General features: G+C 71.3%; 25 protein-coding genes and 1 other RNA gene. 6 read left to right on the forward strand and 20 right to left on the reverse strand.

The genetic code is table 11. From position 1 onward, the window contains the following. Positions 1–181 precede the first annotated feature (181 nt). From DI005_RS34405 to DI005_RS34450, 10 genes are all read right to left on the reverse strand, one after another. Entirely contained in the window at positions 182–391 is a 210-nt protein-coding gene (locus tag DI005_RS34405; RefSeq protein ID WP_110335235.1) for a hypothetical protein, read from the reverse strand. Between the two features lie 38 nt (positions 392–429). Next, positions 430–1632 carry a hypothetical protein gene (locus DI005_RS34410; protein WP_113644859.1) on the reverse strand — a complete coding sequence of 401 codons (1203 nt, stop codon included), beginning with the start codon at positions 1630–1632 and terminating at the stop codon, positions 430–432. Positions 1633–1653: 21 nt separating this feature from the next. Beyond that, entirely contained in the window at positions 1654–2646 is a 993-nt protein-coding gene (locus DI005_RS34415; RefSeq protein WP_112276128.1) for a C40 family peptidase, read from the reverse strand. A 1-nt stretch (position 2647) separates the two neighbouring features. Continuing rightward, complete coding sequence (locus tag DI005_RS34420) at positions 2648–3244, reverse strand: hypothetical protein (protein WP_112276126.1); 597 nt, start codon at positions 3242–3244, stop codon at positions 2648–2650. A 9-nt stretch (positions 3245–3253) separates the two neighbouring features. After that, positions 3254–5332 (reverse strand): magnesium transporter, encoded by a 2079-nt coding sequence (locus DI005_RS34425; protein WP_113644860.1) that lies wholly within the window; start codon positions 5330–5332, stop codon positions 3254–3256. After that, entirely contained in the window at positions 5329–8211 is a 2883-nt protein-coding gene (locus tag DI005_RS34430; RefSeq protein WP_113644861.1) for an ATP-binding protein, read from the reverse strand. The genes DI005_RS34425 and DI005_RS34430 overlap by 4 nt, the downstream gene beginning before the upstream one ends. 3 nt (positions 8212–8214) lie before the next feature. Further along, positions 8215–8742: a hypothetical protein gene (locus DI005_RS34435; protein ID WP_112276120.1), complete on the reverse strand. Its 528-nt coding sequence runs from the start codon at positions 8740–8742 to the stop codon at positions 8215–8217. A gap of 15 nt (positions 8743–8757) precedes the next feature. After that, positions 8758–9021 (reverse strand): hypothetical protein, encoded by a 264-nt coding sequence (locus tag DI005_RS34440; protein WP_110335228.1) that lies wholly within the window; start codon positions 9019–9021, stop codon positions 8758–8760. Positions 9022–9523: 502 nt separating this feature from the next. After that, on the reverse strand, positions 9524–10393 hold the full coding sequence (locus DI005_RS34445) for a hypothetical protein (protein WP_113644862.1): 870 nt from the start codon (positions 10391–10393) through the stop codon (positions 9524–9526). A 107-nt stretch (positions 10394–10500) separates the two neighbouring features. Beyond that, the gene (locus DI005_RS34450) at positions 10501–12129 is read right to left on the reverse strand and encodes a serine/threonine-protein kinase (protein WP_199543475.1); all 1629 of its coding nucleotides are present in this window, start codon (positions 12127–12129) and stop codon (positions 10501–10503) included. A 185-nt stretch (positions 12130–12314) separates the two neighbouring features. On the opposite strand from DI005_RS34450, the gene DI005_RS34455 reads away from it, so the two are divergent. Then, complete coding sequence (locus DI005_RS34455; RefSeq protein WP_228714169.1) at positions 12315–12689, forward strand: hypothetical protein; 375 nt, start codon at positions 12315–12317, stop codon at positions 12687–12689. Positions 12690–12703: 14 nt separating this feature from the next. Then, on the forward strand, positions 12704–12895 hold the full coding sequence (locus DI005_RS34460; protein WP_113644864.1) for a hypothetical protein: 192 nt from the start codon (positions 12704–12706) through the stop codon (positions 12893–12895). 124 nt (positions 12896–13019) lie between these two features. Here DI005_RS34460 and rnpB read toward each other — a convergent pair. From rnpB to DI005_RS34480, 4 genes are all read right to left on the reverse strand, one after another. Further along, positions 13020–13411, reverse strand: an RNA gene (rnpB, locus tag DI005_RS34465) — RNase P RNA component class A. 128 nt (positions 13412–13539) lie between these two features. Continuing rightward, complete coding sequence (locus DI005_RS34470) at positions 13540–14649, reverse strand: bifunctional RNase H/acid phosphatase (RefSeq protein ID WP_112276114.1); 1110 nt, start codon at positions 14647–14649, stop codon at positions 13540–13542. Then, positions 14646–15383 carry a zinc ribbon domain-containing protein gene (locus tag DI005_RS34475; protein ID WP_112276112.1) on the reverse strand — a complete coding sequence of 246 codons (738 nt, stop codon included), beginning with the start codon at positions 15381–15383 and terminating at the stop codon, positions 14646–14648. Before DI005_RS34475 ends, DI005_RS34470 begins: the two co-directional genes overlap by 4 nt. Next, positions 15380–16201 (reverse strand): Nif3-like dinuclear metal center hexameric protein, encoded by an 822-nt coding sequence (locus tag DI005_RS34480; protein WP_113644865.1) that lies wholly within the window; start codon positions 16199–16201, stop codon positions 15380–15382. Before DI005_RS34480 ends, DI005_RS34475 begins: the two co-directional genes overlap by 4 nt. Positions 16202–16328: 127 nt before the next feature. Here DI005_RS34480 and DI005_RS34485 point away from each other — a divergent pair, with 127 nt between their 5' ends. Then, positions 16329–17564 carry a cytochrome P450 gene (locus tag DI005_RS34485; RefSeq protein ID WP_112276108.1) on the forward strand — a complete coding sequence of 412 codons (1236 nt, stop codon included), beginning with the start codon at positions 16329–16331 and terminating at the stop codon, positions 17562–17564. Here the strand turns inward: DI005_RS34485 and DI005_RS34490 are convergent. From DI005_RS34490 to DI005_RS34510, 5 genes are all read right to left on the reverse strand, one after another. Continuing rightward, positions 17530–18765: a cytochrome P450 gene (locus DI005_RS34490; RefSeq protein WP_112276107.1), complete on the reverse strand. Its 1236-nt coding sequence runs from the start codon at positions 18763–18765 to the stop codon at positions 17530–17532. The genes DI005_RS34485 and DI005_RS34490 overlap by 35 nt on opposite strands. Further along, positions 18762–19316 (reverse strand): ATP/GTP-binding protein, encoded by a 555-nt coding sequence (locus DI005_RS34495; RefSeq protein ID WP_199543476.1) that lies wholly within the window; start codon positions 19314–19316, stop codon positions 18762–18764. The genes DI005_RS34490 and DI005_RS34495 overlap by 4 nt, the downstream gene beginning before the upstream one ends. Before the next feature lie 34 nt (positions 19317–19350). Beyond that, complete coding sequence (locus DI005_RS34500; RefSeq protein ID WP_113644866.1) at positions 19351–19710, reverse strand: DUF742 domain-containing protein; 360 nt, start codon at positions 19708–19710, stop codon at positions 19351–19353. Further along, a complete protein-coding gene (locus tag DI005_RS34505) occupies positions 19710–20126 on the reverse strand; it encodes a roadblock/LC7 domain-containing protein (RefSeq protein ID WP_113644904.1) in 417 nt (138 codons plus the stop codon). Before DI005_RS34505 ends, DI005_RS34500 begins: the two co-directional genes overlap by 1 nt. A gap of 69 nt (positions 20127–20195) precedes the next feature. Continuing rightward, on the reverse strand, positions 20196–21515 hold the full coding sequence (locus tag DI005_RS34510; RefSeq protein WP_233520423.1) for a sensor histidine kinase KdpD: 1320 nt from the start codon (positions 21513–21515) through the stop codon (positions 20196–20198). Positions 21516–21782: 267 nt separating this feature from the next. Here DI005_RS34510 and DI005_RS34515 point away from each other — a divergent pair, with 267 nt between their 5' ends. The 3 genes from DI005_RS34515 to DI005_RS34525 all read left to right on the forward strand — a co-directional run bounded on the left by DI005_RS34515 (position 21783) and on the right by DI005_RS34525 (position 24169). Next, entirely contained in the window at positions 21783–22241 is a 459-nt protein-coding gene (locus DI005_RS34515; RefSeq protein ID WP_113644867.1) for a low molecular weight protein-tyrosine-phosphatase, read from the forward strand. Further along, complete coding sequence (locus tag DI005_RS34520) at positions 22238–23113, forward strand: fructosamine kinase family protein (protein ID WP_113644868.1); 876 nt, start codon at positions 22238–22240, stop codon at positions 23111–23113. The genes DI005_RS34515 and DI005_RS34520 overlap by 4 nt, the downstream gene beginning before the upstream one ends. A 231-nt stretch (positions 23114–23344) precedes the next feature. Continuing rightward, positions 23345–24169 (forward strand): SURF1 family protein, encoded by an 825-nt coding sequence (locus DI005_RS34525; RefSeq protein WP_113644869.1) that lies wholly within the window; start codon positions 23345–23347, stop codon positions 24167–24169. A 104-nt stretch (positions 24170–24273) separates the two neighbouring features. Here the strand turns inward: DI005_RS34525 and DI005_RS34530 are convergent, their stop codons facing one another. Continuing rightward, complete coding sequence (locus DI005_RS34530; RefSeq protein WP_113644870.1) at positions 24274–25224, reverse strand: cobalamin biosynthesis protein; 951 nt, start codon at positions 25222–25224, stop codon at positions 24274–24276. Positions 25225–25240: the final 16 nt, after the last annotated feature.

Consider the following 25240-nt stretch of genomic DNA (forward strand, 5'->3'; position numbering starts at 1 on the left):
AGTCCCCCGCTCCGGCACGCGACTGGCCCGCTCCCGCACGCGAGTGGCGCGTTCGGGCGCGCGGGGCGCGCGCTCGAACGGGAAACTCATGGGCTTCAACGGGAGACTCGCCGTCCTGAACGGGAGACTCGCCGTCCTGAACGGGAGACTCGCCGTCCTGAACGGGAGACTCGCGGGCTGGTCAGTCCTCGCTGTCCCAGTCGGCATCGGCTCGGTCCGCGGCCCGGGTCCGCTCGCGGGCGATCTCCAGTGCACGGCGAGCGGTCGCCTCGTCCGGGTACGGCCCCAGGCGATCGATCGAACGCGACAGCTCGCCGTGCTCGACCTCACCGGTCCGGGTGTTGTACCACCAGCCTGCGGCCGGGTTCGGGTCCTTGCTCATCGGTGCCATGTTCCGAGCCTGACACGTGGCCGCCCCGGCGGCCACCGTCAGCGGCGGTACCGATACGGGATCTCCGTGGGTTCGTCACCGGTAGGCCCGAACTCGCCGCCCTGACCCGCCTCACTCGGCTCCGCGCGGCCGGCTCGCTCGCCACCCCGATCCCCCGGCATCTCGTCGAACCAGCCCCGCTCTGACCGCGCTTGCCCAGCGGGCGGCTGCTGCGCCGCCGGCTCCGCCGCGGTTTCCGCGGGCCGTTGAACGGCGATGCCGCGTGGCGGGGTGTCCACGTCGACGTCCTCGGCGGACGGAGCCGACGGCGGCTCCGCGGGCGGCTCGGGCGCCGCGGCAGGTTCCCGAACCGCGGACGATCCGGACGCCGGAGCCGACGGGGGCACCGGACGCGCGACGGTCTCCTGCTCCGCAGGAGACTCGGCTGCCGAGGCCGAGGGGGACACCGGAGGCGCTGGGGTCACCGCCGCAGGTGGCTCCGGCTCGGGCGACACCGCCACCGCAGGTTCAGGCGCAGGGGTCACCGCCGCAGGTGGTTCCGGCGCGGCCGCCGGTGCCGATTTGGCTTCCGCGGGCGACGCCGGGGGCTGCTCCACCGACTCCCTCGCCTGCGGCGAGGACACCGAGGGCGCCGTCGGCGGAGGCGGCAACGGTGGAGCCGACGGTGCCGAGGCCGACGTCGTACGCCACACCGGCTGCGGACCGATGTTCATCGGCGCCGGCCTGCCCTGCGCGGGCGCCGGCGCCTGCTGCACAGTCTGCTGTGCACCCCGCACGATCGGGTCGAGGCACGACACCAGCACCGTCGTGTGCTCTGGATCCTCCACCTTCCGGCCGCTGCGCTCGCGGTAGACCATCTCGCCGTCAGCGTCGATCTCCACCAGGTAACCGGCCTCGGCGAGCTGCTCCTCGTCGAGGTCGATGAGCCGCTCCGGCCGCGAAGGCACCACCCGGTAGGTCGGCCACGACAGCCGGGCGTGGGTGTCGTGGAACTGGGCGAGCAGCGCCGCCATCTGCTGCTGCCACGGCAGCGGCATCGACTCCGCGATCGAGCGCGGCAGCACGACGTACCCCGCGTCGACTCCCGGCCAGCCCCGGCGCAGGTGGTCGGCGAGCGGCGTGCTGGACGCGGGCGGAGCGCTTCTCGGCGCCTGCGGGTACCCGAACATGTTCCGAGGGTCGGCGTCGAGTCCGGCGGACTGGCCACCCTGCTTTCCGCGTTTACCCCACTTCTTGGCCACGACACTCACTCCACGTAGTACTCACACGCCAGGCCTGACCGCCTGCGGAACGAGCTCGGCCTCGTCCCACGACACTTCCCTCGTGTGCACCGGCACACCACTCTGCTGCGCTTCCACCATCTTCCCGTCACCGAGATACATCGCCACGTGGTGGATGGTGCTCGGGTTCGACGGGTCGTACGCCCAGAACAGCAGGTCGCCCGGCTGGGCCTGCTCCACCGGCAGCATCGCGCCCGCCTTGTACTGGTCCCTGGACACACGCGGCAGCGTGATCCCGGCCGCCTCGTACGCCCGCAGCATGAGTCCCGAGCAGTCGTACGAATTCGGACCGGTCGCGCCCCAGACGTACGGCTTGCCCTGCTCCCCCAGCGCGAACTGGATGGCCTGTCCCGCCACCTGGTTCGGCGGCAACACCGGTCCGGCGCTCTCACCGCAGCCCGACGCGTTCTCGACCTGGCCCATGTTCTCGACGAGGTGGACCGCCATCGGCTCCCAGTTGTGGTAGCGGTCGGGGAACGCCGAGCGCTCGACGGCCTGCGCGACGTCGCCGGGCCGCATCTCCTCCCAGCCGTCGACCTCTTCCAGCACGTCGTAGAACTTGTTGACCTGGTACGGCGGATTGGTGACCTGCTCGACCGTGCCCCAGCCCATCGACGGCCGCATCTGGAAAATGCCCAGCGAGTCGCGGTCGCCGTAGTTGAGATTGCGCAGCCGCGACTCGGTCATCCCGGCCTGGATGGCGATCTGCCATGCGCGCGGGGAGAGCTTGCGTTCCTTGCCGATCGAGATGATGAGCGAGACGATGCCCCGCTGCTCCTCGTCGAGTTCGCTCGCGTCGGCCTCGCCCTTGCTCGCCAGGCCGGGTTGCGTCGGTCCGATCGCCGCGTCGCAGCTCAGCGGCGTCACGCCCTGGGCCTGCTGCCGCTGGCTGTCGATGATGGCGACCATCCCGACGGCCAGCAGCACGGTGATGACGGCCGCGGTGACACACCCGACCAGTAGCCCCGCGCGCACGCTAACCCGCCTGGTGGTAGTCGGCGACACGCCAGCCGGCGTTCGTGCTGACCACGGTGATGCTCAGGGTGGGGCCGTCCGTGGGTACCTGGACCTCGACGGAGCTGGTGAAGGAGGCGGTGGCGCTGGGCTCCCCGGTGACCTTCGTGGCCGGGATGTTCGCCGGATTCACGCTCCGCATCACCGGCAGGTACTCCTCCGTGGTGTACGGACGCAGGCCTTCGAGCCATTGCTCGTTGGTGACGCCCTGCGGGTGGTTCACCCAGGCCGCCGCCCAGTTGGCCGCGACCCGCAGCGCGGCGGGTGCTGGCGGCGCGGTGGTGGGCTTGGCGAGCGGCTCGGACAGCCGCGTCGGCAACGGGCTGGTGGTGGTCAGCCGGTCGCCAGTGGCCGAGCCGGCGGCACCGGTCGACTGGCCCGCGGGCGGGGTGGCCCCCGCGCCGGAGTCGCCGACCAGCCTCGGCACCACGATCCCCGCGGCCACGAGCACGGCAACGACCACGATGAACGTGCCGATCAGGTGCGTCGGCGAGCGCAGCGGCCAGCCCCACAGGCGGCGGTACACGGCCGCCCGGCCACGGTTGGTACGAATCGGCATCGCGACCCCCTACCGCACCACGTGGTCCGTGTCGCGGGACTCCCCGTGTTCACTGCCCCGAACCTCGAGTCCCCTGGACGGCCGGTACAGCACGAACACCGGCTTGCCTGCCACCAGCTCCGGTTCGACCCGGCGCGGTTGCGGCGGCACGGTCGCCGGTGGCGGCGGTCCCGGCATCGTCTCGCGAGGCTGGTCGGACGACGCCGACCCGACGCCCACGGACGCCATGCGCGAGGGCACGACCACCGGATCGTCGTCGCCGCGGTCCCAGCCGCGGTCGGTCACCGGCGCGGTGTCGACCCGCCTGCTCGACGCGATCACCGTCCGCGGCTGGGCATAGTCGCCCGGCGATCGGCCCGGCACGTAGCTCGCGAAGGCGCCCGCGGGCGCGCCTCCACCCGCGGGCAGCGCGGGACGCCCTTCGGCACCGCCCACCGCGGTCGGCCAGTTCGTCGAGGGGTGAGCCGCCGCCGCTCCGCCGGTGTCGAGGCGCTGGGAGTTGGCGAACACGGTGGCCTCGGGACGGAACCGGCCGCCGCTGGTCGCGCCGGCGTGACCCCTGGTCGCCGCACCGCCCGCCGCCTCGTCGTCGTCACGCACGTTGCGCCAGAACTCGTCCTGCGGCGTCGGCTCGTCGCTCTTCTTGCGGAACCGCGAGAGGAGGCCACCTCTCGGTGTCGGGACGGCGGAGCCGACCATGCTCACCGACATCTCGACCATCTGCCAGAGCCGCCTCGCCGGCCTGCCGACGAGGAACAGCAGGATCGTCACCAGGCCCGCGAGCACGATCTGAGTCAGCATCGACAGCGAGTTGCCCGCCGCGAAGATCGCCTGCAACAGCAGCGCGTGCACACCGGCGAGCACGGAGAGCACGATCAGGTTGAACGCCACCGACCCGATGACCTTGCCGACGCGCCGCAGGACATCGTGATGCAGGATCGCGACGAGCCCGATCAGCGGCGCGGTGAGCGTGAACAGGCGCACGAGGATCTGCGCCAGCAGCACGGCCGCCTTGGCGAACAGCTGGAACAGCGCGTACGCGAGGCTCTGCAACAGCGAGAGGAAACCGGCACCCGTCCGGCTGCCGTCCTCACCCGTGAAGTAGCCGGCCGCGGGACCCAGCTGCGTGGAGATGTTCTTGAACTCTTCCTTCTTGCCGTCGATGACGGCTTGGTCCGCGTCGTCGCCCGCGCGCATCTGCTCCCACGTGAACGCCTGCGCGTCCAGCAGGCGCCTGCCGAACTCCTCGGCCTGCGGCGCCTCCGGCGAGCCGAACATGCCGCGCAGCCAGCTCTCGTAGACCACCTTGTCGTGCAGGTCGGTCGGCAGCACGTGCCGGACGACGCGGTTCTCCGTCTCGTCGACGAAACCGGCCTGGATGTTGGTGGTGGTCTGGACGATCGCGCGGTCGATCTCGTCGTAGTAGCGCAACAGCGCCAGTGACGACGCCGCGAGCCAGATCCCGCCCAAAGCGAACAGCGCCCGTTTGCTCACCGTCGCGAGGTCACCGCGCCAGATGTTGCGGAACATGAAGATTGCCAGCAACAACGCCGCGAGCCCGAAGAGCTGGGCGTAGATGTTGCTGTAGACGGCCTCGGCGCCCTTGGAGACGGCGTTGTAGATGGGGTTGAGCAGCCCACCCTCGAGCACCGTGTAGTGCAGTGAGTTGGTGGCCCCGACGATGTTCTTGCCGATGTTGAAGAGCTGGTTGCCCGCCCACGTGTCCACGGTGGTGTTGGGGTCGGTGAGCCCCAGCGCACCACTGTCGCAGTCGTAGACGTTCCACACCATTCCGGCGTAGCCGTAGTCGAGGTACGTGCTGCCGGCCTCGCCCTGGCCCCTGGTCGGGTCGATCGCGCCGACCATGCCGGATCCGGGGCGTTCCGGGTTGGGGGCCTCGCAACCCTGTGCGTGGGCGGGGGGTGCCGTGACGACGGCCTGCAGACCGAGGATCGCGATGGTCGCGACCAGTGCCGCGTATCTCTTGCGGCCCCGTGCGGGGCCCTCACCTCGTCGTCGCCTCGTCCGTGCGCCGTGCCAGGCCCAGGCGCACAGGAAAACGACGAGCAGCGTCAGCACGGTGTTCATGCGGCGTCCCGGCCGGTGCCGTTCTTGCCCGCCCTCGCCGGTTGCCTCTCCTCACCCGTCCGCTCCGGCACACGGTCGGGATCGGCTTCCTCCAGCACCTGCTCCTCGGTGAGGCCTACCTCCAGCTCGGCCGCCCGCTCGAGGTCCTCCTCGAAGTCGTCCTCCGGAAGCGGGGGCTCGGGCACGTGGTACTCGGGCTCCCTCGGCTGCTCCGCGCCGGGCCTTGCCGGGGTTCGGTCCTGTGTGGAGCCGGGCGTGGTGTCGAGCGCGTTGCGCAGGTGCTCGAGGTGCGGCCCGGAGAAGTCGACACGGATCCGCTCGACGCCGCCTGCGCCGTCGGCGAAGATGAACTGCCTCGGGTCGCGGTCGCGTTCGACCTCGCGCTGCGAGCCGGGCCGCCTGCCGAGCGCCGCCACGACCTGCTCGTAGCCGACGCCGACGGGCACTTTCAGCAGGCGCAGCGCGTCGGACTGGGTCTCGTCGTCGTCGAGCCTGCCGACGAACACCGAGTCGAGCAGCGCCACGAAGCCCTGGATCTTCAGGAAGTCGGCGGGAATCTGTGACGACAGCAGCACGCGGACGTTCCACTTCCGCGAGTCACGCGCGAAGCGGTTCATCAGCACGCGACCGGTGGGCACCTCGGAGAGGAAGAACGCCTCGTCGATCCAGACGCCCTTGCGCTGGTCCTTCGGCTTCTCGTAGACCGAGCGCTGGGTGAGCCACGCGGCGAGGTTCAGCATTTCCACGCCGAGCGCCTCGGCGTCGGTCCAGTGCTCGCGCCCGACGCCCTCCTTGGGCAGCGTCAGCCCGGCCATCGTGAGCACGGTGAGCCGGTCGTCGCGGGTGTCGGAGTATGGGTCGGCACCGGTCTCGGGAATGAGCAGCGACATGCGTTCGCGCAGCTCGTCGAGGAAGTCCGCGACCACGACGGCGTGCTCGTGATGCTCGCTGGAGTCGCGCCGCAGCGCGTCGATGACCTGGCCGGGGTCGGCGTCGTAGCGGCCACCGACGGTCCGCACCGCACGCAGGAGCACGATCCGGGTCTGCGGCATCCTTGCGACGTCGTAGGGCAGCACGCCCGTGAGCACGTCGAGGACGAGACGACGCCGGGTGGCGCCTGCGAGTGCCCGCTCGCGCCGCCACGCGCGCTCCGGGTCCTCCTCGTCGAGGAAGTGGTCGAGCTGCGGTTCGGCGACCACCCGGTACGGGTTGAGGATGCCGGGCTGCGCGTTGAGCAGGTTGATCGGCCGTGCGTACGGGCGCAGCTCGGGCAGGTCGCACAGCCGCGACAGCGGTCCGGACGGGTCGAGAATCGTCCAGTGCGCCCCTGCGCGCAGTGTCTTGTAGACGATGCCGCCGCCGAGGAAGGACTTACCTCCACCGAGTCCGGCGACCATCGCGGTGAGACCGGAGCCGTCGCGGATCTCCTGCGCCATCCACGGGTCCCAGGCGACGGGACGCCGCGTGGCCGTGCAGGTCTCGCCGAGCAGGATCCCGCGCCGGTCGCCGACCTCGGCCGTCGCGGTCGGCACCGACGAGGCGGCCCAGACCACCGAGCCGCGCCGGAGGTAGGCGCCGTTCGACAGCGGCTCGCCCGGGATGAACTCCCTGGCCATCGCGTACTGCGCCTCGGGGTGCTCGATGGCGACCTTGGGCTTGTAGAGGTCCAGCAGCTGCTGGGCCAGGCGCAGGGCCTCGCGCTCGGTGGGCCCGGACACCGCGAGCCGCCACCACGACCGCACGCGGGTGGCCAGCGCGGTGAAGCCCGACGTCATCTCGTCGTCGATCTCCAGCACGCGCGACGCCTGCCGCGCCAGCGACTGCGGCGGTTCCAGCTCGTGCTCGTCGGTGTAGTGCTTGACCTGCGAGCGCACCTTGTTCATCTGGCGCTGCAGCTCTCCCGCGACCTCTTCGGGCCTGCGCACGTAGATGCGGGCCGACCACTCGACGGCGGCGGGCAGGCGGTCGGCGTGCTGCACCCACGGGTCGTCGACCTCGGGGATCTGCAGGCCGTGCATCTGCCCCACGGTCAGCACGGCGACGTGACGCTTGACGCCCGCGTTGGAGCCGGTGCGGCCGCGCACGGTGACGGTCGGCGCGTACGGGTCGCTGTGGAAGTCGGCGGCGTCGGTGAAGCTCGCGAGGTCCTCCGGCTCCCACGCCGCGCCCGGCACGGCGGGCAGGTTGCGGGGCGCGGGCAGGCCCAGCGAGCACGAGCGGTGCATCAGCCAGGACATCTCCTCGGCGTGCACCGGCCTGCCCTCGAGCCCGCTCGACCCGATGACCTGGTCCAGGTGCTCGACCTCGGAGTCCAGCGCGGTCAGCTCGGCGTCCACGGCCTCGGGCAGGATCTTGCGCAGCAGCGGCGCTGCCCGCTCGACGGCACGGTCCACGACCCGGCGGGTCTGGACCTGCACGCCGAGGTAGACCTCCTTCTCCGCCATGGAGCGGCCCATCAGCTGCTGCTGCTCGCCGACGAGGTAGTCGTCGAAGGACAGCGAGCCCGGCACGTCGGACGGCCGGTCGTGGGCGTTGTGCACGTGCGCCTCGGCCCACATCCGGATCGGGTACGGCCGCGTGGTCACGCGCAGGTGCATCCATCGGCCCTGCAACTCGGCGTACTGGCCCGCGATGGCGGCGATCAGGTCCTTGCGCTGCGAGTCGGACCGAAAGGACCAGCGTTGCGGGGCGAGCCGGTACCAGGCGTAGACCTCGTGGCCGGTCCGGAGCAGGTGCCCGTCGATCGAGCGCGCCGCGATGGACGGCGTGTAGGTGGGTATGGCCTGCTCACCGGGCAGCCGCCTGCCTCGGCGGCCGCCCTCGGCCTGCTTCGACTGTGCCGGCTGCTGTGCCTTCCGGCTGCGGTCGCGACCGAACAAGGACTACCTCCCCACCGGCGCCGAGGTACGGCGGCGGCGTGCTCGTGCTGTGCTGTCTCGGGACGGGTACCGGGCGGGGCTCGCAGTGCTCACCGGCCTTCCTGGGACGGGCGGGTTGTGGTCATAGCGTGGGGCCGGGCGCCGCGCCCTGCCCCTGGCACGCTTCGGCCTCGGCCGCTCGGTGCGCACCTTGATCTTGCTGGCGCTCGCCGCCCCGCCGGTGCCGCTGGTCTTCTCGCGCGGCGCCTGCAGCTCCCTCACCCACATCGCGAACACCGCGCTGAGCGGCCGTTCGTGGCTGATCTTCGCGGTGATCAGTCTGGTGAGGGCGATCGTGATGACGAAGGCCCACGCCGTGGTGAAGAAGCCGAAACCGAAGCCGAGCTGCCGCTCGACGCCGAGGGTGACGAGGAACAGTGGAATCCCGATGCCCCACGCCACATACCGGGCGCGCCACGGGAACGTGGCCTTCGGCGGGCCGAGCCAGACCGCGTCGACCCGGTAGACCTCGTCATCGGTTCGAATGCGCACTGCGGCGGCCCCGGGTCAGCCTGTGAACAGGCCGGCGATCCATTCGCCGACGTTGACTCCGAGACCGCTGACCGCAAGCCCGATGATCGCCAACGCGATCACCACACCGGCGAGCCTGCGCATCACGCCGGCGTTGTCGCCCTTGCCGCCGCCCAGCCAGAGCAGCAGCAGAGCGACCGCGAGCAGTACCAGCGGGACAATGTTGTCGAGGAGCCATTGCCGGACGTTGCCGGTGCCGAGCTCACCTTGCGCCAGTGCCGCAAGCGTCATCGTGGTCATCGCGTACTCCCGAGTGCCCGGAGTGTGGTGTGCGACACACTGGTGTGTGCCACACAGAGGTTCCAGCACTTGCCGTGTTCAAACAACATCATGGCGTTACGACACATAGTGGTCAAAGGGCTACGGGCCATAGTGGACCCTTGCGCCCGGTGGTCATCGCCATTGCGCTCACTGAAACTCGTCCGCCCTCCATCATCGCCGGAACAGCGTCCAGGATTAACCCTGTCCACCCGGATTTCCTAGTGTGCGCATGGACTCACTCACACGCGTAGATCCTTCTCACTGTGAGTACGGGGTTCCACCGGTTGATGCTGGCGAGAACAGTGAACCATGCCCCGATCGGCCGCAGCACCGGGCTCCGGTCCGTGACAGGGGTTGCGAGCGCCGTCGTGACCGAGCTCCAACCGAAAGAGCGAAGGGCACTACGGCGCGCACAGTCTGGCCCCCTGTTTTCGGCACTCTCCGTGACGCTTAGCCCGTTGTGGGGGTTTTCGTCAGGAGCTCACTTACGCCCAGCGAAGATGCCTGGTGGGAACGCGCCCTCGGCGAGGGCCTTCCTGCTCAGCTCTCGACCGAGCGCGTGGATCCGCTCCGCCTTGTCCGCGCCGATCCACCGGAACGGCGCGACCGCGGCGGCATTGGTCTGGTCCTCGATCCGCTGCCGCGTCTCGGCGCCGAGTTCGGTCAGTTTCCCTTCCGCGTCGAGCAGTCCTCGCTCGCGCAGTTCGTCGGCGGCCTGGGCCCACTGCTCCTCCGACCAGCCGCGCAGCGTCCTGGCGACGTCCTCGATGAAGCCCTTGCCCGTCGCGGTGTGCGTGATCAGCGCGGGCAGCCCGGCGAGGCCCTCGCTCACGAGCACGGCGATGTGCCCGTCGCCCCGGTACTCCCGCAGGAGGGAGGCGCCGTGCCAGAGGACGAGTACAGGATCGTCCGGCCAGTCCAGCGCGGCATGCGCCGCGTAGAGGACGCGGCCTTCGGCCACACAGCCGTCGGCCGCCTCGCGCACCAGCGCGGCGAGCTCGGTGAGGGTGTCCGATTCGGCGAGCTCGGAGCCGAGCAGTCTGCGCAGCGCGGCGCCCGCGGCGTCGAACCGGGCGCCGATGATCGCCTCCGGGCTCGCGATCGTCCACGCGCGCGGGATGTGGCGGGCGACGAGCTCGGGGTTGAAGTTGTAGAACGTCGCGGCGACCACCTCGGGGCCGACGGGGCCGAGCGGGGCGCCCCTGCTGGCGAAGTACTGGAGCCTGCCCCGGGCAAGGCCGACACCGGCATAGGCCTCCTCGGCCTCGGGCGCGAAGTAGACCATCGAGTGGAGGGGTTCGAGAGCACGGTGACAGCGGGCCGCGGCGGCGCGGGCTTCTGCGTGATCCATGGGGGCGAGCGTAGCGGCGCCAGCCGGCCCGGAACGGTCGGAACTGGACGGAACCAACGGCATTGGACGGACTGGGTTGGCCCGGTGGGCCGACGTGTGATCTCGGCTCAGCCGCCGTCGCCGTGGCCCTTCTTTTCCTTTTCGCCCTTCTTGTCCTCCTCGCCCTTGCGGTCCTCGTCCGCCTTCTCGTCGTCGCCTTCGTCCTTGTCGTCATCACCGCGGTCGTCCTCGGCCGGTAACGGCGGAGGTGCGGGTGCCGTGGTCTGGCTGTGCAGGATGGTGTCGGTGACGAGCCGCGGCGTGCCGTCGATGTCGGCGACGCCGAACTGGTGGAACTCGGTCACCGTGGTGCCGTCGGCCATGGTCAGCGTGACACCGGCGTGAACGGTGCCCTGGCCGGTGGCGCGGGGCGCGGAGATGATCTCGACGGCATCGACTCCCGCCCAGTAGCCGTCGAACCGGTCCTTGCCCTGCGCGCGGAGCGTGGGCGCGAGGTGTGTCCAGGCGCGGTCGGGGTGCTCGGGCAGCGCGGCGTAGAACGCGGAGACGACCTTCTGCAGGTCACCCGCGGTGAGTGCGCGCGTGGTGGGGGCTGCTGGGCGGGTCGTGGTTCCGGTGGCGGTGTCGTTGTCCCCGGTCCAGTTCGCGAGGGCGATCCCGGCCAGCACGAGCGCGACGAGCGCGCCTGCGGCGGCCAGCCACCACCGGCGACGGGGGCGAGGAGACGGCGCCGGGGTGGCGGGCTGCTCAGGTGTCAGGTCGTCCAGCGGTCGCAGGTCCAACCGGGTGCCGGACCCTCCGGGCGCAGGCCGGACGGTCATCGTGGGCGCGCTCGTGCTGGCCATCGGGTCGGTGGCGGCGTCGGGCGCTCCCGCGCCGACGAGTGCCGCCGCCGCGGGGGCGAGCATGGGCTCCTCACCCTTCGCCACGGCTCGCAATGCCTGAGCGGCCTCGGCGCCGGTGGGTCGCGCGGCGGGATCCACGGCGAGCATCGCGGTCAGGACCGGCGCGAGCGGGCCGGCCTGTCGCGGCGGCGGCAGTACCCCTGCGGCGACCTGGTGCAGGACCGCGATCGGGTTCTCCTCTCCTTCACCGAAGGGGAGAGCGTCCTCCACCGCCGCGTACAGCGTGGTGCCGAGGGAGAACACGTCCGAGGCGGCCGTGGGCGGTTTGCCCTGGGCGATCTCCGGCGCGAGATAGGCGGGTGTGCCCGCGAGAACTCCGGTCTGGGTCACGGTGACGTCGCCGGTGGCACGGGAGATGCCGAAGTCGGTGATCTTCACCGTGCCGTCGTCGCCGAGCAGGAGGTTGCCCGGCTTGACGTCGCGATGCACGATCCCGGCCTCGTGCGCCGCGGCCAGTGCCGAGGCGGCCTGCGCCCCGATGTCGGCCACCTCGATCGGGGTCAGCGGCCCCTCGGTGAGGACATCGGCGAGACTGCGACCCGGGAAGTACTCCATGACCAGCAGCGGCGAACCGTCGTGCTCGTCGACGTCGTGTACGGCGATCACATGGGGATGCCGCAGCTTGGCGGCGATCCGCGCCTCGCGCATGGCCCGCTGTCGCGCCTCTTCGGCCCGCACGGCGTCCGAGCCGGGCTGGCGGAGCAACTGCTTCACGGCGACCGGGCGGCCGAGCCGTTCGTCGACGGCCTTCCACACCACGCCCATCGCGCCGCTGCCCAGCCGACGCCGTAGCCGGTAGCGACCGGCGAGCAACTGCCCGACCTCGCTCACAACGTGCCTCGTCTGCCGTTCACCCGGACAGGGTAAAGGCCGTGAAAGGCAGAAATCGCTCCGCACCACGACAAGAATTGTGAAAAGTGTCCGTTTCCGCAGGTTATGACGCCCGTCCACCGGATGGTGGTCCATATCTCAGAGGGGGTTGTTATTCACGAACCCGGTTGTCAGAATTCGCGGCCATGACTTACGACCCCTACCACGGTTCCGACCCGTACCGCGGCGACCCGCGTGCAGCCGGATACGCCGGCCGCGCCCCCGAGCCCGAGCGGCGCCGCGACGACGGGGCCAATGCCGTCATCGCGCTGGTTCGGGCCGTTGTCAGTGTCGTCGTTGCCGTGTTCGTCCTGCACATCCTGTTCGTGGTACTGGACGCCAACCAGGGCAACGGGTTCGTCGCGACCATCTACACCGTCGCCAAGGCGCTCGTACTCGGCCTGGGCGATGTCTTCACCCCGGACGACGCGGTCCTCGGCGTGGTCATGAACTACGGCCTGGCCGCTTTGCTCTACCTCGTCATCGGCCAGCTTGTGATCAAGGCCCTTCGCCGGCACTGACCCACGAAACCACCATGAGCAGACATCGGCTCGATGACGAGCACAACCCGCACCGCTGGGGAGGTCCCGCGCTCACCTCGACGCCGGGAAAGCGCGCCGGCCGACACGACGCGGATCAGAAGACCGAGCCGCTGCCCACGGGCGCGAACCTGGCCACCGGCAGCACCACGACCCCGTCGCGCGACGGTGAACGGCCGCAGACCTGAGTCACGCGAACCCGGCGCGGCGATTGAAGCAGCCCTGTGTTCCGGCGACGGGAGTTCAGATGGCGTCGCAGGGGGTGTCTCCAGACCAGATCAGCGCATCCGGCCGAGGCCGGGACCTACTGGGTGGACGAGTTGGCATGTAAGCCGGATTCTGTTCCCGCGCGAACGCGGGCGGCGACCATCCATCTCGGCCTGCCGTCGCCGGCAGGCTCCAGCGGCCTACCCGCAGGCATCGGGCGGGCTACCCTCGAACGCCTGCGCAGGAGCGTCAGCTCCCTCTTGGCCTTGCTCCGGGTGGGGTTTACCGAGCCGTCCCGGTCACCCGGGACGCTGGTGGTCTCTTACACCACCGTTTCACCCTTACCCCGCGTTGCCGCGGGGCGGTCTGTTTTCTGTGGCACTGTCCCGCGGGTCACCCCGGGTTGCCGTTAGCAACCACCCTGCCCTACGGAGTCCGGACTTTCCTCGGCCCGGCGCCCTCGCGGGCACCGAGGTCGCGGCCGCCCTGCCAACTCGTCCACTGGACGAGGGTACGCCCGCCCTCCCGGCCCCTGCGCCAAAGGGGTGATCTCCTGCGGGAGCAAGGGAGCTTTGCTCCCGCCAAACGGGAGTAAAGCTCCCTTGCTCCCGTTCGGCGGCGTGGGTCAGCGGAGGTGGGAGATGTCGTTGACGAGGCGGACGGAGGCGTTGCCGTCCGGGTAGAAGTCGGCGATCGAAAGGGACGCCGGGTCGAGGTGCAGGCGGAACAGCAGCGAGGGGCCCGCTTCGAGCGCCACGCGCAGCAGCGACTTGATCGGCGTCACGTGGCTGACCACCACGACCGTCCGGCCCGGGTACGCCGCGAACAGCTCGTCCAGAGCCTCTCGTACCCGCTTGTGCACCTGGTCGAAGCTCTCGCCGCCCGGCGCGGCCACCGACGTGTCGCTCATCCACCGCCGGTGCACGTCCGGGTCGCGGCGCGTGGCCTCCGCGAACGTCAGGCCATCCCACTCCCCGAAGTCGGTCTCCACCAGCCCCGGCAGCGTGCTCACCCGCCCGCCGACGGCGTCCGCCACGGCCTGCGCCGTCTGCATCGTCCTCGTCAGCGGTGACGCCACGATCGGCAGCGGCTCGTCGCCGAGACCTTCCATCCCGGCGAGCCGCTTCGCCGCGGCCTGTGCCTGCCACCTGCCCTGCTCGGTGAGGCCGACGTCGCCGCGCCCCGAGTAGCGGCGCTCCACCGACATCTCCGTCTGCCCGTGCCGCAGCAGCAGCAACCGCGTCGGCGTGCCCGTCGCGCCCGTCCAGCCCGTCGGGCTCACCCGGTCGGGGCCCTTGTCCGCTGAGGGCTCCTCGGAGGAGCCGGACTCCTGGGTGTCCATCGCCTCGTTGGCGAGCCGGTCGGCGTGGGAGTTGAGGGCGCGCGGGATCCACTCGTACCGGACGCCCGCGAACCGGCCGGCCAGCTCACGCGCCCGCGTCGCGAGCGGCTGCAGGGCCGCGTTCTTGATCTTCCACCGCCCGGACATCTGCTCCACCACGAGCTTCGAGTCCATCCGGACGTCCACAGTGGACGCACCCGCCTCTTCGGCCGCCTCCAGGCCGGCGATCAGGCCCCGGTACTCGGCCACGTTGTTGGTCGCGACGCCGAGCCCCTGCTTGCGCTCGGCGAGCACCTGCCCGGTGTCGGCGTCCTTGACCACCGCGCCGTAGCCCGCCGGGCCGGGGTTGCCCCTCGACCCGCCGTCGGCCTCGACGACGACGCGCTCGGTCACAGACCCGACTCCAGCGTGCGCACCATGATCGCCCCGCAGTTCTCGCACCGCACGACCTCGTCCTCGGCCGCAGCCTTGATCTCCGAGATCGCGTTGCGGTCGAGCTCCAGCTGGCACGCCCCGCACCGGCGCGAGCGCAGCAGCGCCGCCCCGATGCCCTTCTGCTCCCGCACCCGCTCGTAGAGCGCGAGCAGGTCGGCAGGGAACCTCGGCACCAGCGCGGCCCGGTCCTCGTCGCGGCGGGCCTGGGTCGCGTCGAGGTCGGCGAACACCTCGTCGCGCCGCTTGCCCGCGTCGGCGAGCTGCTGCTCGGCGTTGCTCACCTCGGCGCTCGTGCGCTGCATGTCCAGCTCGACGGCCTCCCGCCGCTCCATCAGCTCCAGCAGGTCGTCCTCCAGCGCGGACTGCCGCCGGTCGAGCGTCGCCAGCTCGTGTTCCAGGTCGGTGAGCTGCTTGGCCGAGACCGAGCCCGACTCCATCAGCTTGCGGTCCCGGTCGGCGCGGGCCCGCACCGACTCCACCTCGCGCTCCTGCCTCTGCACCTCGCGGTCGAGGTCCGACGCCGAGGTCTGCACGGCAACCAGCGCGTCCCTGCGCTCCCGCAGCGTCTTCTCAGCCTCGGCGATCTCCGCCAGCTCGGGCAGGGTGCGGCGGCGATGCGCCACCCGGGAGAGCTCGGCGTCCACCTTGGCGAGGTCGAGCAGCTGCCGCTGCACGGCGGGGTCTGCCTTCACTTCGTACTCCCGTTCGCTCGGACGTTCCACGGGTCGGTACACCGCGTGGAGACGTGAACCTCGACGGTACCCGCAGACCGGATCACCTCGGCGGCTTGCCCGCACCACGGCCACTCGCTGGCCCAGTGCGTGACGCCGACCAGAGCGGGCGCGGGGCCGCGCTGCTCCAGGTGCTCACCCGCCGGGTGGTGCCGGAGGTCGGCGGTGACGTAGGCGTCGACGCCGGCCTCGGTCGCCGCCGCCAGGTAGCTGTCCCCCGCTCCGCCCGACACCGCGACCGTCCTGATCGGACGGTCCGGGTCGCCGGCGCCGTACACCCCGGGCGCGGTGGACGGCAGTGCCGCGCCGACGCGCTCGACGAACCGGGCGAACGGCTCCGGACCGGGCAGCTCGCCGATGCGCCCGATGCCGGTGTCAGCGTCGTCGGCGTGGGGCGCGAGCGGGCGCAGCACGGTCAGGCCGAGAGCCGCGGCGAGCGCGTCGGAGACGCCGGGGTTGGCGGAGTCGGCGTTGGTGTGGGCGCAGAACAGCGCGATGCCCTCGCGGATCATGCGGTGCACGAGCGAGCCCTTGGCCGAGTCGGCCGCGACCCCGTGCACCCCGCGCAGCAGCAGCGGATGGTGCGCGACGATCAGCCGCGCCCCGGTCTCGATGGCCTCGTCCACGGTCGCGGCGACGGGGTCGACACACACCAGCACGCGGTCGGCGGGCTCGGCGGGATCACCGCACACGAGTCCCACCGCGTCCCACGATTCGGCCAGCTCACGGGGGTACGCCGCGTCCAGCGCGGCGATCACGTCGGCAACGCTCACGGACATGCGCACGATCCTCGCACGAGCGTCACCGGCTTAGGCCAACCGTCTGAACTTGGCGCGGGACCGCCCAGCGCGACCATGATCATCGCTAGCCTCGAACGGTCATTTTCCCGGCTGACCGAGGAGAGCAATGACCGCGGCTCGCGAAGTACCCGACATCCTGTCCGCCGAATTCGCCGAGGATCCCTACTCCGCCTACCGGATCATGCTCGAGGACTCGCCGCTGATCTGGCACGAGCCCATGCAGAGCTACATCGTCTCCCGCTACGAGGACGTGGCCAGGGCTTTCAAGGAGCCCGCGTTCACCACGGACAACTACAACTGGCAACTCGAACCCGTGCACGGCAGGACGATCCTGCAGATGAGCGGGCGAGAGCACGCCGTGCGCCGGGCGCTCGTGGCCCCCGCCTTCCGTGGCCAGGAGCTGCAGGCGAAGTTCCTCCCGGTGATCGAGCGCAACTCCGCCGAGCTGATCGACGGCTTCCGCGAGCGGGGCACCGCCGACATCGTCAACGACTACGCGCGGCACTTCCCCATCAACGTCATCGTCGACATGCTCGGCCTCGACCGCGCCGAGCACGCGCGTTTCCAGCGCTGGTACACCTCGATCATCGCGTTCCTCGGCAACCTCAGCCAGGACGAGCGGATCGCCGCCGACGGCCTGCGCACCCGCGACGAGCTGGCCGAGTACATGATCCCGATCATCCGGGAGCGGCGGCGGAACCTCGGCGACGACCTCCTCTCCACGCTGTGCGCCGCCGAGGTCGACGGTCAGAGCATGAGCGACGAGGACATCAAGGCCTTCGTGAGCCTGCTGCTGGCCGCGGGCGGCGAGACCACCGACAAGGCGATCGCGAGCATCATCAAGAACCTGCTGGAGCACCCGGACCAGCTACGAGCCGTGCGCGAGGACCACGGCCTCATCCCGAGGGCGTTCGCGGAGACCCTGCGCTACACGCCTCCGGTGCACATGATCATGCGGCAGCCCGCGGAGGACGTGGAGCTCGGCGGCGGCACCGTGCCCGCCGGCAGCACCGTCACGTGCCTGATCGGCGCCGCGAACCGCGACCCCAGCCGCTTCAGCAACCCCGACACGTTCGACATCTTCCGCGACGACCTGCCCACGGACACCGCGTTCTCGGCAGCGGCGCAGCACCTGTCCTTCGCGCTGGGCAGGCACTTCTGCGTCGGCGCGCTGCTGGCCAAGAGCGAGGTCGAGGTCGGGGTGGGTCAGCTGCTCGACGCCCTGCCGGACCTGGAGCTCGCCGAGGGCGCGGCCCCGGTCGAGCAGGGCGTGTTCACGAGGGGCCCGGCTTCGCTGCCGGTCCGCTTCACCCCAACCCCGCGGGCACGTACGTCGGCGTGAACCGCACCGGCAGGCTCGCCAGACCTCGCATCCACACCGACGGATGCCACTCCAGCGCGTCCGAGGGCACCGCGAGTGCGAGGTCCGGCAGCCGGTCGAGCAGCACCTCGACGGTGGTCCGCGCCATCACCTCGGCCACCTCGGGGGCCGGGTAGGGGCAGCCGTGCTCACCGTGCCCAAAGGACATGTGGGCGTGGTTGCCGACCGAGTCCGGCGACTCCAGCCGCACCTTCGGGTCGGCGTTCGCGGCGGCGAGACCGAGCACCAGCAGGTCGCCGGTCCTGATGCGCATGCCGGCGAGCTGCGTGTCGCGCGTGGCGAACCGGCCGATGAAGTTCTGCGTGGGCGTGTCGTGCCAGAGCACCTCGTTGAGGGCCTGGCCGACGCTCTCGCGCCCGCCGGCGAGCGTCAGCGCGAACCGCTCGTCGGTGAGCATCAGCCGGATCGTGTTGCCGATCCAGTTCGCCGTGGGCTGCTGCGCCGCCGCGGTGACCACCAGCAGGTCCTGCACGATCTCGTCGTCGGTGAGGTTCGCGTCGTGCTCCAGCAGGTACGACGGGATGTCGGGACCCGGCATCGCCCGCTTCGCAGCGAGCAGCTTGCCCATCGTCTTCTGCACGCGCAGGTAGGCGTCGGCCGCGCCGGGCCCGGTGTCGAGCGACTCGGCGATGTCGCGCACCAGCTCCGGCGTCTCCGACTCGGGCATGCCGAACATCTGCGCGATCACGTTGAGCGGGATGCGCAGAGCGTACTGCGCCATGAGGTCGGCCTCGCCCCTGCCGGCGAACGCGTCGATGAGCGTGTCGGCGACCCGCTCGGAGTACTGCGCGAGCTCGAACTGGTCGAACGCGCCGAGCGCGTCCCCGATCGCTCCGGCTCTGCGCTGGTGCTCGGCGCCCTCGGTGAACATCACCGACGGGTTGTGGGCCACGTACGGCAGCAGCGGCCAGTCGGCCGGCACCTGCTCCCACATGTTCCACCGGCGGGTGTCGCGGGCGAACAGCTGCGAGTCGCTGGTGACCTGGTGGACTTCGCGGTAGCCGCACACGAACCACGCGGGCACGTCGCCGTCGAGCAACACGGGCGCGACGGGTCCGTAGGTGTTCCTGATCTCGGCGTAGAGCGCGGCCGGGTCCTGCTGGAACCGCGGCCCATAGAGCCGGACGGGGCCGTGCTGCCGGGCGTGCTGCGGGTCGGTCATGAGGCGGTCTCCCTGGCCGATGAGAGCGCGTAGAGGTGGTTGACGAGAGTGATGAGGACCTGTTTGGCGGAATCGCGCTCGCGCGCGTCGCAGTCGATGAGCGGCACGTCCGGAGACAGCGTGAGCGCGTCGCGGACGTCCTCCAGCCCGTGCTGGGGGCCCGGGAAGTTGTTGCGTGCCACGATGAACGGCGTTCCGTGGTGCTCCAGCCGGTCGATCGCGTACCAGGAGTCCTCGAGCCTGCGCGTGTCCACGAGCACCACCGCCCCGAGCGTGCCGGAGAACAACCGGTCCCACAGGAACCAGAAGCGCTCCTGGCCCGGCGCCCCGAACAGGTAGAGCACGAGCTGCTCGCTCAGGCTGATCCGGCCGAAGTCGAACGCGACCGTGGTGGTGGTCTTGTCGGCGACGCCGCCGTTGTCGTCGATCCCGAGGCCGGCCTGCGTCATGGTCTCCTCGGTGTTCAGCGGGCGGATTTCGCTGACCGAGCGGACCATCGTCGTCTTGCCGACCCCGAACCCGCCGACCACCACGATCTTCAGGCCCTCCATGGCCGTACTGGGCAGCGGCGTTCTTTCGATGGGATCAGAGATTGTGGAGTCCAACGAGCACCTTCTTGAGGAATGCGGGATCCGGCAGTTCGGCGCTGGCGCGGGGCGACGAGGGGTGCCGCGCTGAGACCTGGCCCGCGTCGAGCAGATCGGACACCAGGATCTTCACCACGCTCACGGGCAGGGCGAGCTCGGAGGCGAGCTCGACGACCGCGGTCGGGAACCGGCAGGTCCGCAGGATCTTGACGTGTTCGGACTGCATGCCCGGCGTGGGATCGGCCTCGCTCACGATCAACGTGACGAGGTCGAGATCGCGGACCTCCGCCCGGCTCCGGCCACCGGTGAGGGTGTAGAGCCGGTCGGGGTCCTCGCTGTCGACTGCCCCTCGGACCATCATGCCGGCTGGCTGTGCCGGGGGTGACGTGGCGGCGAGGTGAGGAACGCGCCGATCTGCTCGACCAGCTCGTCCATCTTGTGCCCGATGAGGCCCACGTCGGACTCCTCGGACGCGAGCACCGCGAGGTGCGCGCCCTCCCCCGCCTCGACGATGAACAGCAGACCACCGTGGAACTCGGTCATGGACTGGCGCACCCCGCCGGTGCCGTCGCCGAACTCCACCGACGCGCTCTGCGACAGCGCCTGCACGCCGGCGGCGATGGCCGCGAGCTGGTCGGCCCGGTCGACACCGAGCGCGCGGGTGTGGCACAGCTTCAGGCCGTCCCTGGACAGCACCAGTGCGTGTGTGGCACCCGGCGTGGAGTCGACCAGGTTGTCCAGCAACCACTCGAGGTTCGGATTCGTCGTGCTCATCGGGTATCCGGGGCGCGTCGTCCCGATCTTGGCACCGGGCACGGCCTCGCCCCTCACTCCAATCTGTTGCTAGCTGTCCTGGTTGGCTGAGGGGGAATCGGGTTTCTGTCCGCGCGAGGTGCTCTGCCGGAAGGCACCGAACTTCGCGCCAGCGTCGGTGCGGGGCCTCGGCGGGTGCTGGGGCCTCGGCGACGGGGACGGCTGCGGCGAGTTGGCGAGCGTCTGGCCGCGCCGCCGCTTCGGCAGGCTGCGCAGCGGCTGCTGGGGCTGCTCGCCGTCGAGCACGGCCGTCATGGTCTCGCCGGACGGCGTCCGCGTCGCGCCGGCCGAGGCCGTCCGGACCGAACCCGTGGCCGTGACCGCGGGCTGGGGCGCGGTGGGCGGGTTCGGGAACTCCGTCCTCGGCTGCGTCACCAGCTGGTTCGGAATCCGCAGCACCACACCGGTCCCGCCGCGCGAGGACGGCCGGAAGAACACGTGCAGGTCGTGCTTGCGGGCGATACAGCCGACCACGGCGAGTCCGAGGCGGGTCCCCGAGAGCTTGGTCAGGTCCAGTTTCTCGGTGGTCGAGACCGCGGTCTTGGCGCGCTCCAGCGCCTGCGGCTTCATGCCGAGTCCACCGTCCTCGATGGTCACCACCACGCCGGTGTGCAGTTCCTCCACGTAGACGTGGACCTCCTCCGACGGCGCGGAGAACTTGGTGGCGTTGTCCATCAGCTCGGCGAGCGCGTGCATCACGTCCTCGGCGGCGTAGCCGACGATCGCGGAGGTGCTGGCGGAGTGGATGCGCACGCGCTGGTAGGCCCGGATCCGGCCCATCGCACCACGCAGGATGCTCTCCATGACGATCGGTTTGGTCCAGCGCCTGCCGGACCGCGCGCCGGTGAGCACCGCGATGCTGTCGGCGAGGCGGCCCGCCTGCGCCGTGCTGTGGTCGAGCTTGAGCAGATCACCGAGCACCTCTTCGGAATGCCGGTTCTCCATCTCGCGGAGGTCGGCGAGCATGCTCGTCGCGAGTGCCTGCACGCGCCCCGCGGCATTGGCGCACGCGGCCATCGCGGCGGCGCGCTGCCGGTGCCCGACGCTGATCTCCTTGGTCAGGGTGCGCAGGATGCGTTCGTGGGTTTCGTTGTCCGGCAACGGAATCTCGGTAAAGACCGTGTCGGCCGAAGCGCCCTCGCGCAGCCTGCGCGCTGCGGCGGGCAACGTGTCGTCGGCGAGGTGGTCGAGTTCGGCCTGCAGCCCGGCGACCTCGGCGCGCGCGGCACGCACCTGCTGGTCGCGCAGCACGGCGAAGAACGCGGCGGCGCAGAGCAGCGCGGCGGTGACGCCACCGGCGACGGCGACCGGGAGGCGGTCGGCGGCGGAGGCCTGGAGGGTGACCCACACCCAGGCTCCACCGGTGACGATCAGTGTGGCGAGGAGAACGAGCAGGGCCCGGTTCTGCGGTGATCGCTGGACGTTGGCGCGGTTCGCGGTGGACAGGGAAATGGGAGCCCCCAATGACCTGTGGTGTCTGCTTGCTCCCGCCAACGAGGGCGAGAATCGAGCCGTTGACGAGATCGGGAGCTTAGTACGTTCGCCGCATCGGGGGCTAGGCCTTGCCGAAGGTGTGTCCCCCCGAGGCGCCAGGAAACCGCTTGGCACACTGGGGGCATGCACGTCTGTTTCGTGTGCTCGGGAAACATCTGCCGCTCACCGATGGCGGCGATCGTCTTCCGCGAGCACCTCCGCCGGGCGGGGCTCGCCGGGGAGGTCCACGTCAGCAGCGCCGGCACGGGGCCGTGGCACGTGGGCGAGCCCGCGGATCCGCGCGCCCGCGCGACGCTGGAGGCGAACGGCTACGACGTCGGCCACGTCGCCGCGCAGATCGGCGAACCGCACCGCGACGCCGATCTGTTCCTGGTGGCGGACAAAGGCCATCTGCGGGATGTGCGCGCGCTCGTGGGCGACCCCGGGAAAGTCGTGCTGCTGCGCGATTTCGACCCCACCGCGCCGCCGCATTCCGAGGTTCCCGATCCCTACTACGGCGACGGCGACGGCTTCACCGACGTGCTCGGCATGATCGAGCGCGCGATGCCTGGGCTGCTCGACTGGGTGCGGGAACGGCGATGACGGCCGAGGAGGCCAGGGCGGCGGTGCGGCGGCACGTCGGCGTCGAACCGGGGCGGACCTACTCGCTCGGCGGTGCCGTGGTGGTGAGCCTGTCCGGCGGCGGCCAGGTGGTCGCCAAGCGGGGCGCGGGCGTGAACGCGACGGCGGCCGAGGCTGCGGGACTGCGCTGGCTCGGCGAGTCCGGCGACGTGCCGGTGCCAGGAGTGCACGGCGCCGACGACGAGTGGCTCGTGCTCGACTACGTCGCGCCGGGTGCGCCGAGCGTCGAGGCGGCCGAGGCGTTCGGGCGCGGGCTCGCGGCGCTGCACCTGCGCGGGGCGCCCGCGTTCGGGTCGCCACCGCCCGGCGGCCCCGCCGACGCGTGGATCGGCCTCGCGCCCATGCGCGCCGAGCCGCGCGCGGACTGGGCGGAGTTCTACGCGCGCGACCGGATCGAGCCGTACGTGCGCGACGCCGTCGAGCAGGGCCTGTTCACCACCGAACAGGCCGCCGTGTTCGACCACGTCTGCGCGCGCCTTCCCGAGCTCGCCGCGGCGCCGGAACCACCGGCCAGGCTGCACGGCGACGCCTGGAGCGGCAACGTCCACTGGGCCGCGGACGGCAGGGCCTGGCTCATCGACCCCGCCGCGCACGGTGGACACCGCGAGACCGACCTCGCCATGCTGCGGCTGTTCGGCACGCCGTTGCTCGACCACATCCTCGGCGCCTACACCGAAGCGGCGCGGGACGCGGACGCCCCACTCGCCGACGGCTGGCCGGAACGCGTGCCGCTGCACCAGCTGTTCCCCCTGCTCGTGCACACGGTGCTCTTCGGCGGCGGCTACGCCCGGCAGACACTGAGCGCCGCGAAGGCCGCCCTTCACGCAGGCTGACCACACTCGGTCGATTCGTTGATCGTTCTTCCCGCCGCTTCCTGGCGTGCCAGCTGGTCACGGGGCGAGGCGGGCGGGCCACGCGCCACACCGTGACGATGCCGGTGGCGGGCTGGGACGGTGCGCCAGATGGTGCCGCGCGGGGTCCCCGACGGCGGGAGCTGGGTGGCGCGCCGGGAGGGACTGTCCCCCGCGCTGTGAGTGGCCCGCGCCACGGCATACCGTTGAGGGGTGCGGTGGAAGTTCCTGCTCAAGCCCGGCTGGCTTGCGTTGACGGCGGTCGTGTTCGTCTTCGCCGTCTGCTGCTACACGCTGCTGGCGCCGTGGCAGTTCCAGCGCCACGAGGAGCGCGCCGCACAGAACGCCGCCGTGTCGGCGTCGTTCAGCGCGACGCCGAAGCCGATCTCCGAGGTCGGGCCGCAGGACCAGGAGTGGGAGCGCGTGCTGATCGAGGGCACGTACCTGCCGGAGGCCGAGGTGATCGCGCGACTGCGGACCGTGCAGGGTGAGCCCGCGTTCGAGGTCCTGACGCCGCTGCGCACCACTGACGGTCAGGTGGTGCTCGTCGACCGGGGCTACGTGCGGCCGGACGACCGCACCCGGGTGCCCTCCTACGCGGCGCCGCCGCAGGGCGTGGTGCGGGTCGAGGCGCGGATCCGCAGCGACGAACGGGACCCCAACGACCGGGATGCCTTCGCCAACGCGTCCACCGGCGGGCGCCTGCACGCTTACTCGGTGAACTCGCAGGTCGTCGCCAGGGCGACCGACCTGGACATCCGGCCCGGCTACTTCCAGCTGAGCGCCGACCAGCCGGGCGTGCTTGGCGCGCTGCCGCTGCCGCAGCTGCAGGCGGGGCCGTACTTCTCGTACGCGCTGCAGTGGATCGCGTTCGGCACGATGGTGCTGCTGGCCTGGCTGTACTTCACCATCCGCGAGATCAAGCCGGGCGGGGCGCTGGCGGAGGACCGCACCGCTCAGGAGCGGACCCGCCGCAAGTCGGTGGCCCAGATCCTCGCGGAGGACGAGGAACGCGAGCAGGCGAGCACCACGCCCTGAGCAGGGTCACCCGTCACCAATGGAGCCCTCACAGCCCTGTAGCTGCCCCCAAGGCCACCTTTGTTGCGTTGAGCGCAACAAAGGTGGCCTTGGGGGGCAGTGGCTCAGCTGCGGCGGCGCAGGAGGCCGAGGGTCAGCGCGAGAGCGGCTGAGGTGACGCCCGCGAGCCAGCCGACCACCCGGGACAGCTCGACGGCGCGGGTGACGTGGCCCGCGTCAGGGTTGCGGCCGTTGCCGAGCACGGGCAGCTCCTCGACACCATGCGGGTAGACCGTCCGCCCGCCGAGCCGGATCTCCAGCGCGCCCGCGAACGCCGCCTCGACGCGCCCCTCGTTGGGGCTCGGGTGCACCACGGTGTCACGCCGCCACGCCTCCCAGGCGCGGCCTGCCGAACCGCCGACCACCGGCGCGCCGGTGACCGTCAGCAGCGCCGCGACCCGCGTCGGCAGCAGGCTCACCAGCTCGTCGAGGCGCGCGCCGACCCAGCCGAACCGGCGGTACCTCGGCACCTTCGGCGCGACAAGCCCGGCGAGCACCGTCACCGCGCGCGAGCCGAGCAGCCCCGGCACCCCGGCGATCGCCCCCCAGACGAGCGGACCGACCACGGCGTCCGACGTGCTCTCCGCGAGCGTCTCCACCGACGCCCTCGACAGCGCGGGCACGTCGAGGTCATCGGTGCACCGGGTGTCCAGTGTGGACAAGGTCTCCCGGGCCGAGTCGAGGTCGCCGGTCTCCAGGTCCCTGGCCAGCTCCGTGCCCTCGGCCACCAGCCGAGCCCCGCCGACCACGGCCCACGTCGCCACGGCGGTGCCCGCCACCTGCACCAGGGGACGCCCGCGGCCGGCCCGTTCGGTCAGCACACCGAGGGCGACGGCCCCACCGGCGAGCCCACCCGCGTAGAGAGCGCCACGCGCGGGGTGGTCGGCGTAGACGCGCTCGCGTACGGCGGACGCGGCCTTCGCGAAGCCGGTGATCGGCCGCCCGCGTCTCGGGTCGCCGATCGCCCCGTCGGCGATGACACCCAACAGCAGTCCGATGGCCCGTGCCGCGCTCACCCGGAAACTCCCCCGA

The sequence above is a fragment of the Prauserella sp. PE36 genome, assembly GCF_003311655.1.
In the GTDB taxonomy this organism is placed as follows: Bacteria; Actinomycetota; Actinomycetes; order Mycobacteriales; family Pseudonocardiaceae; genus Prauserella_A; species Prauserella_A endophytica.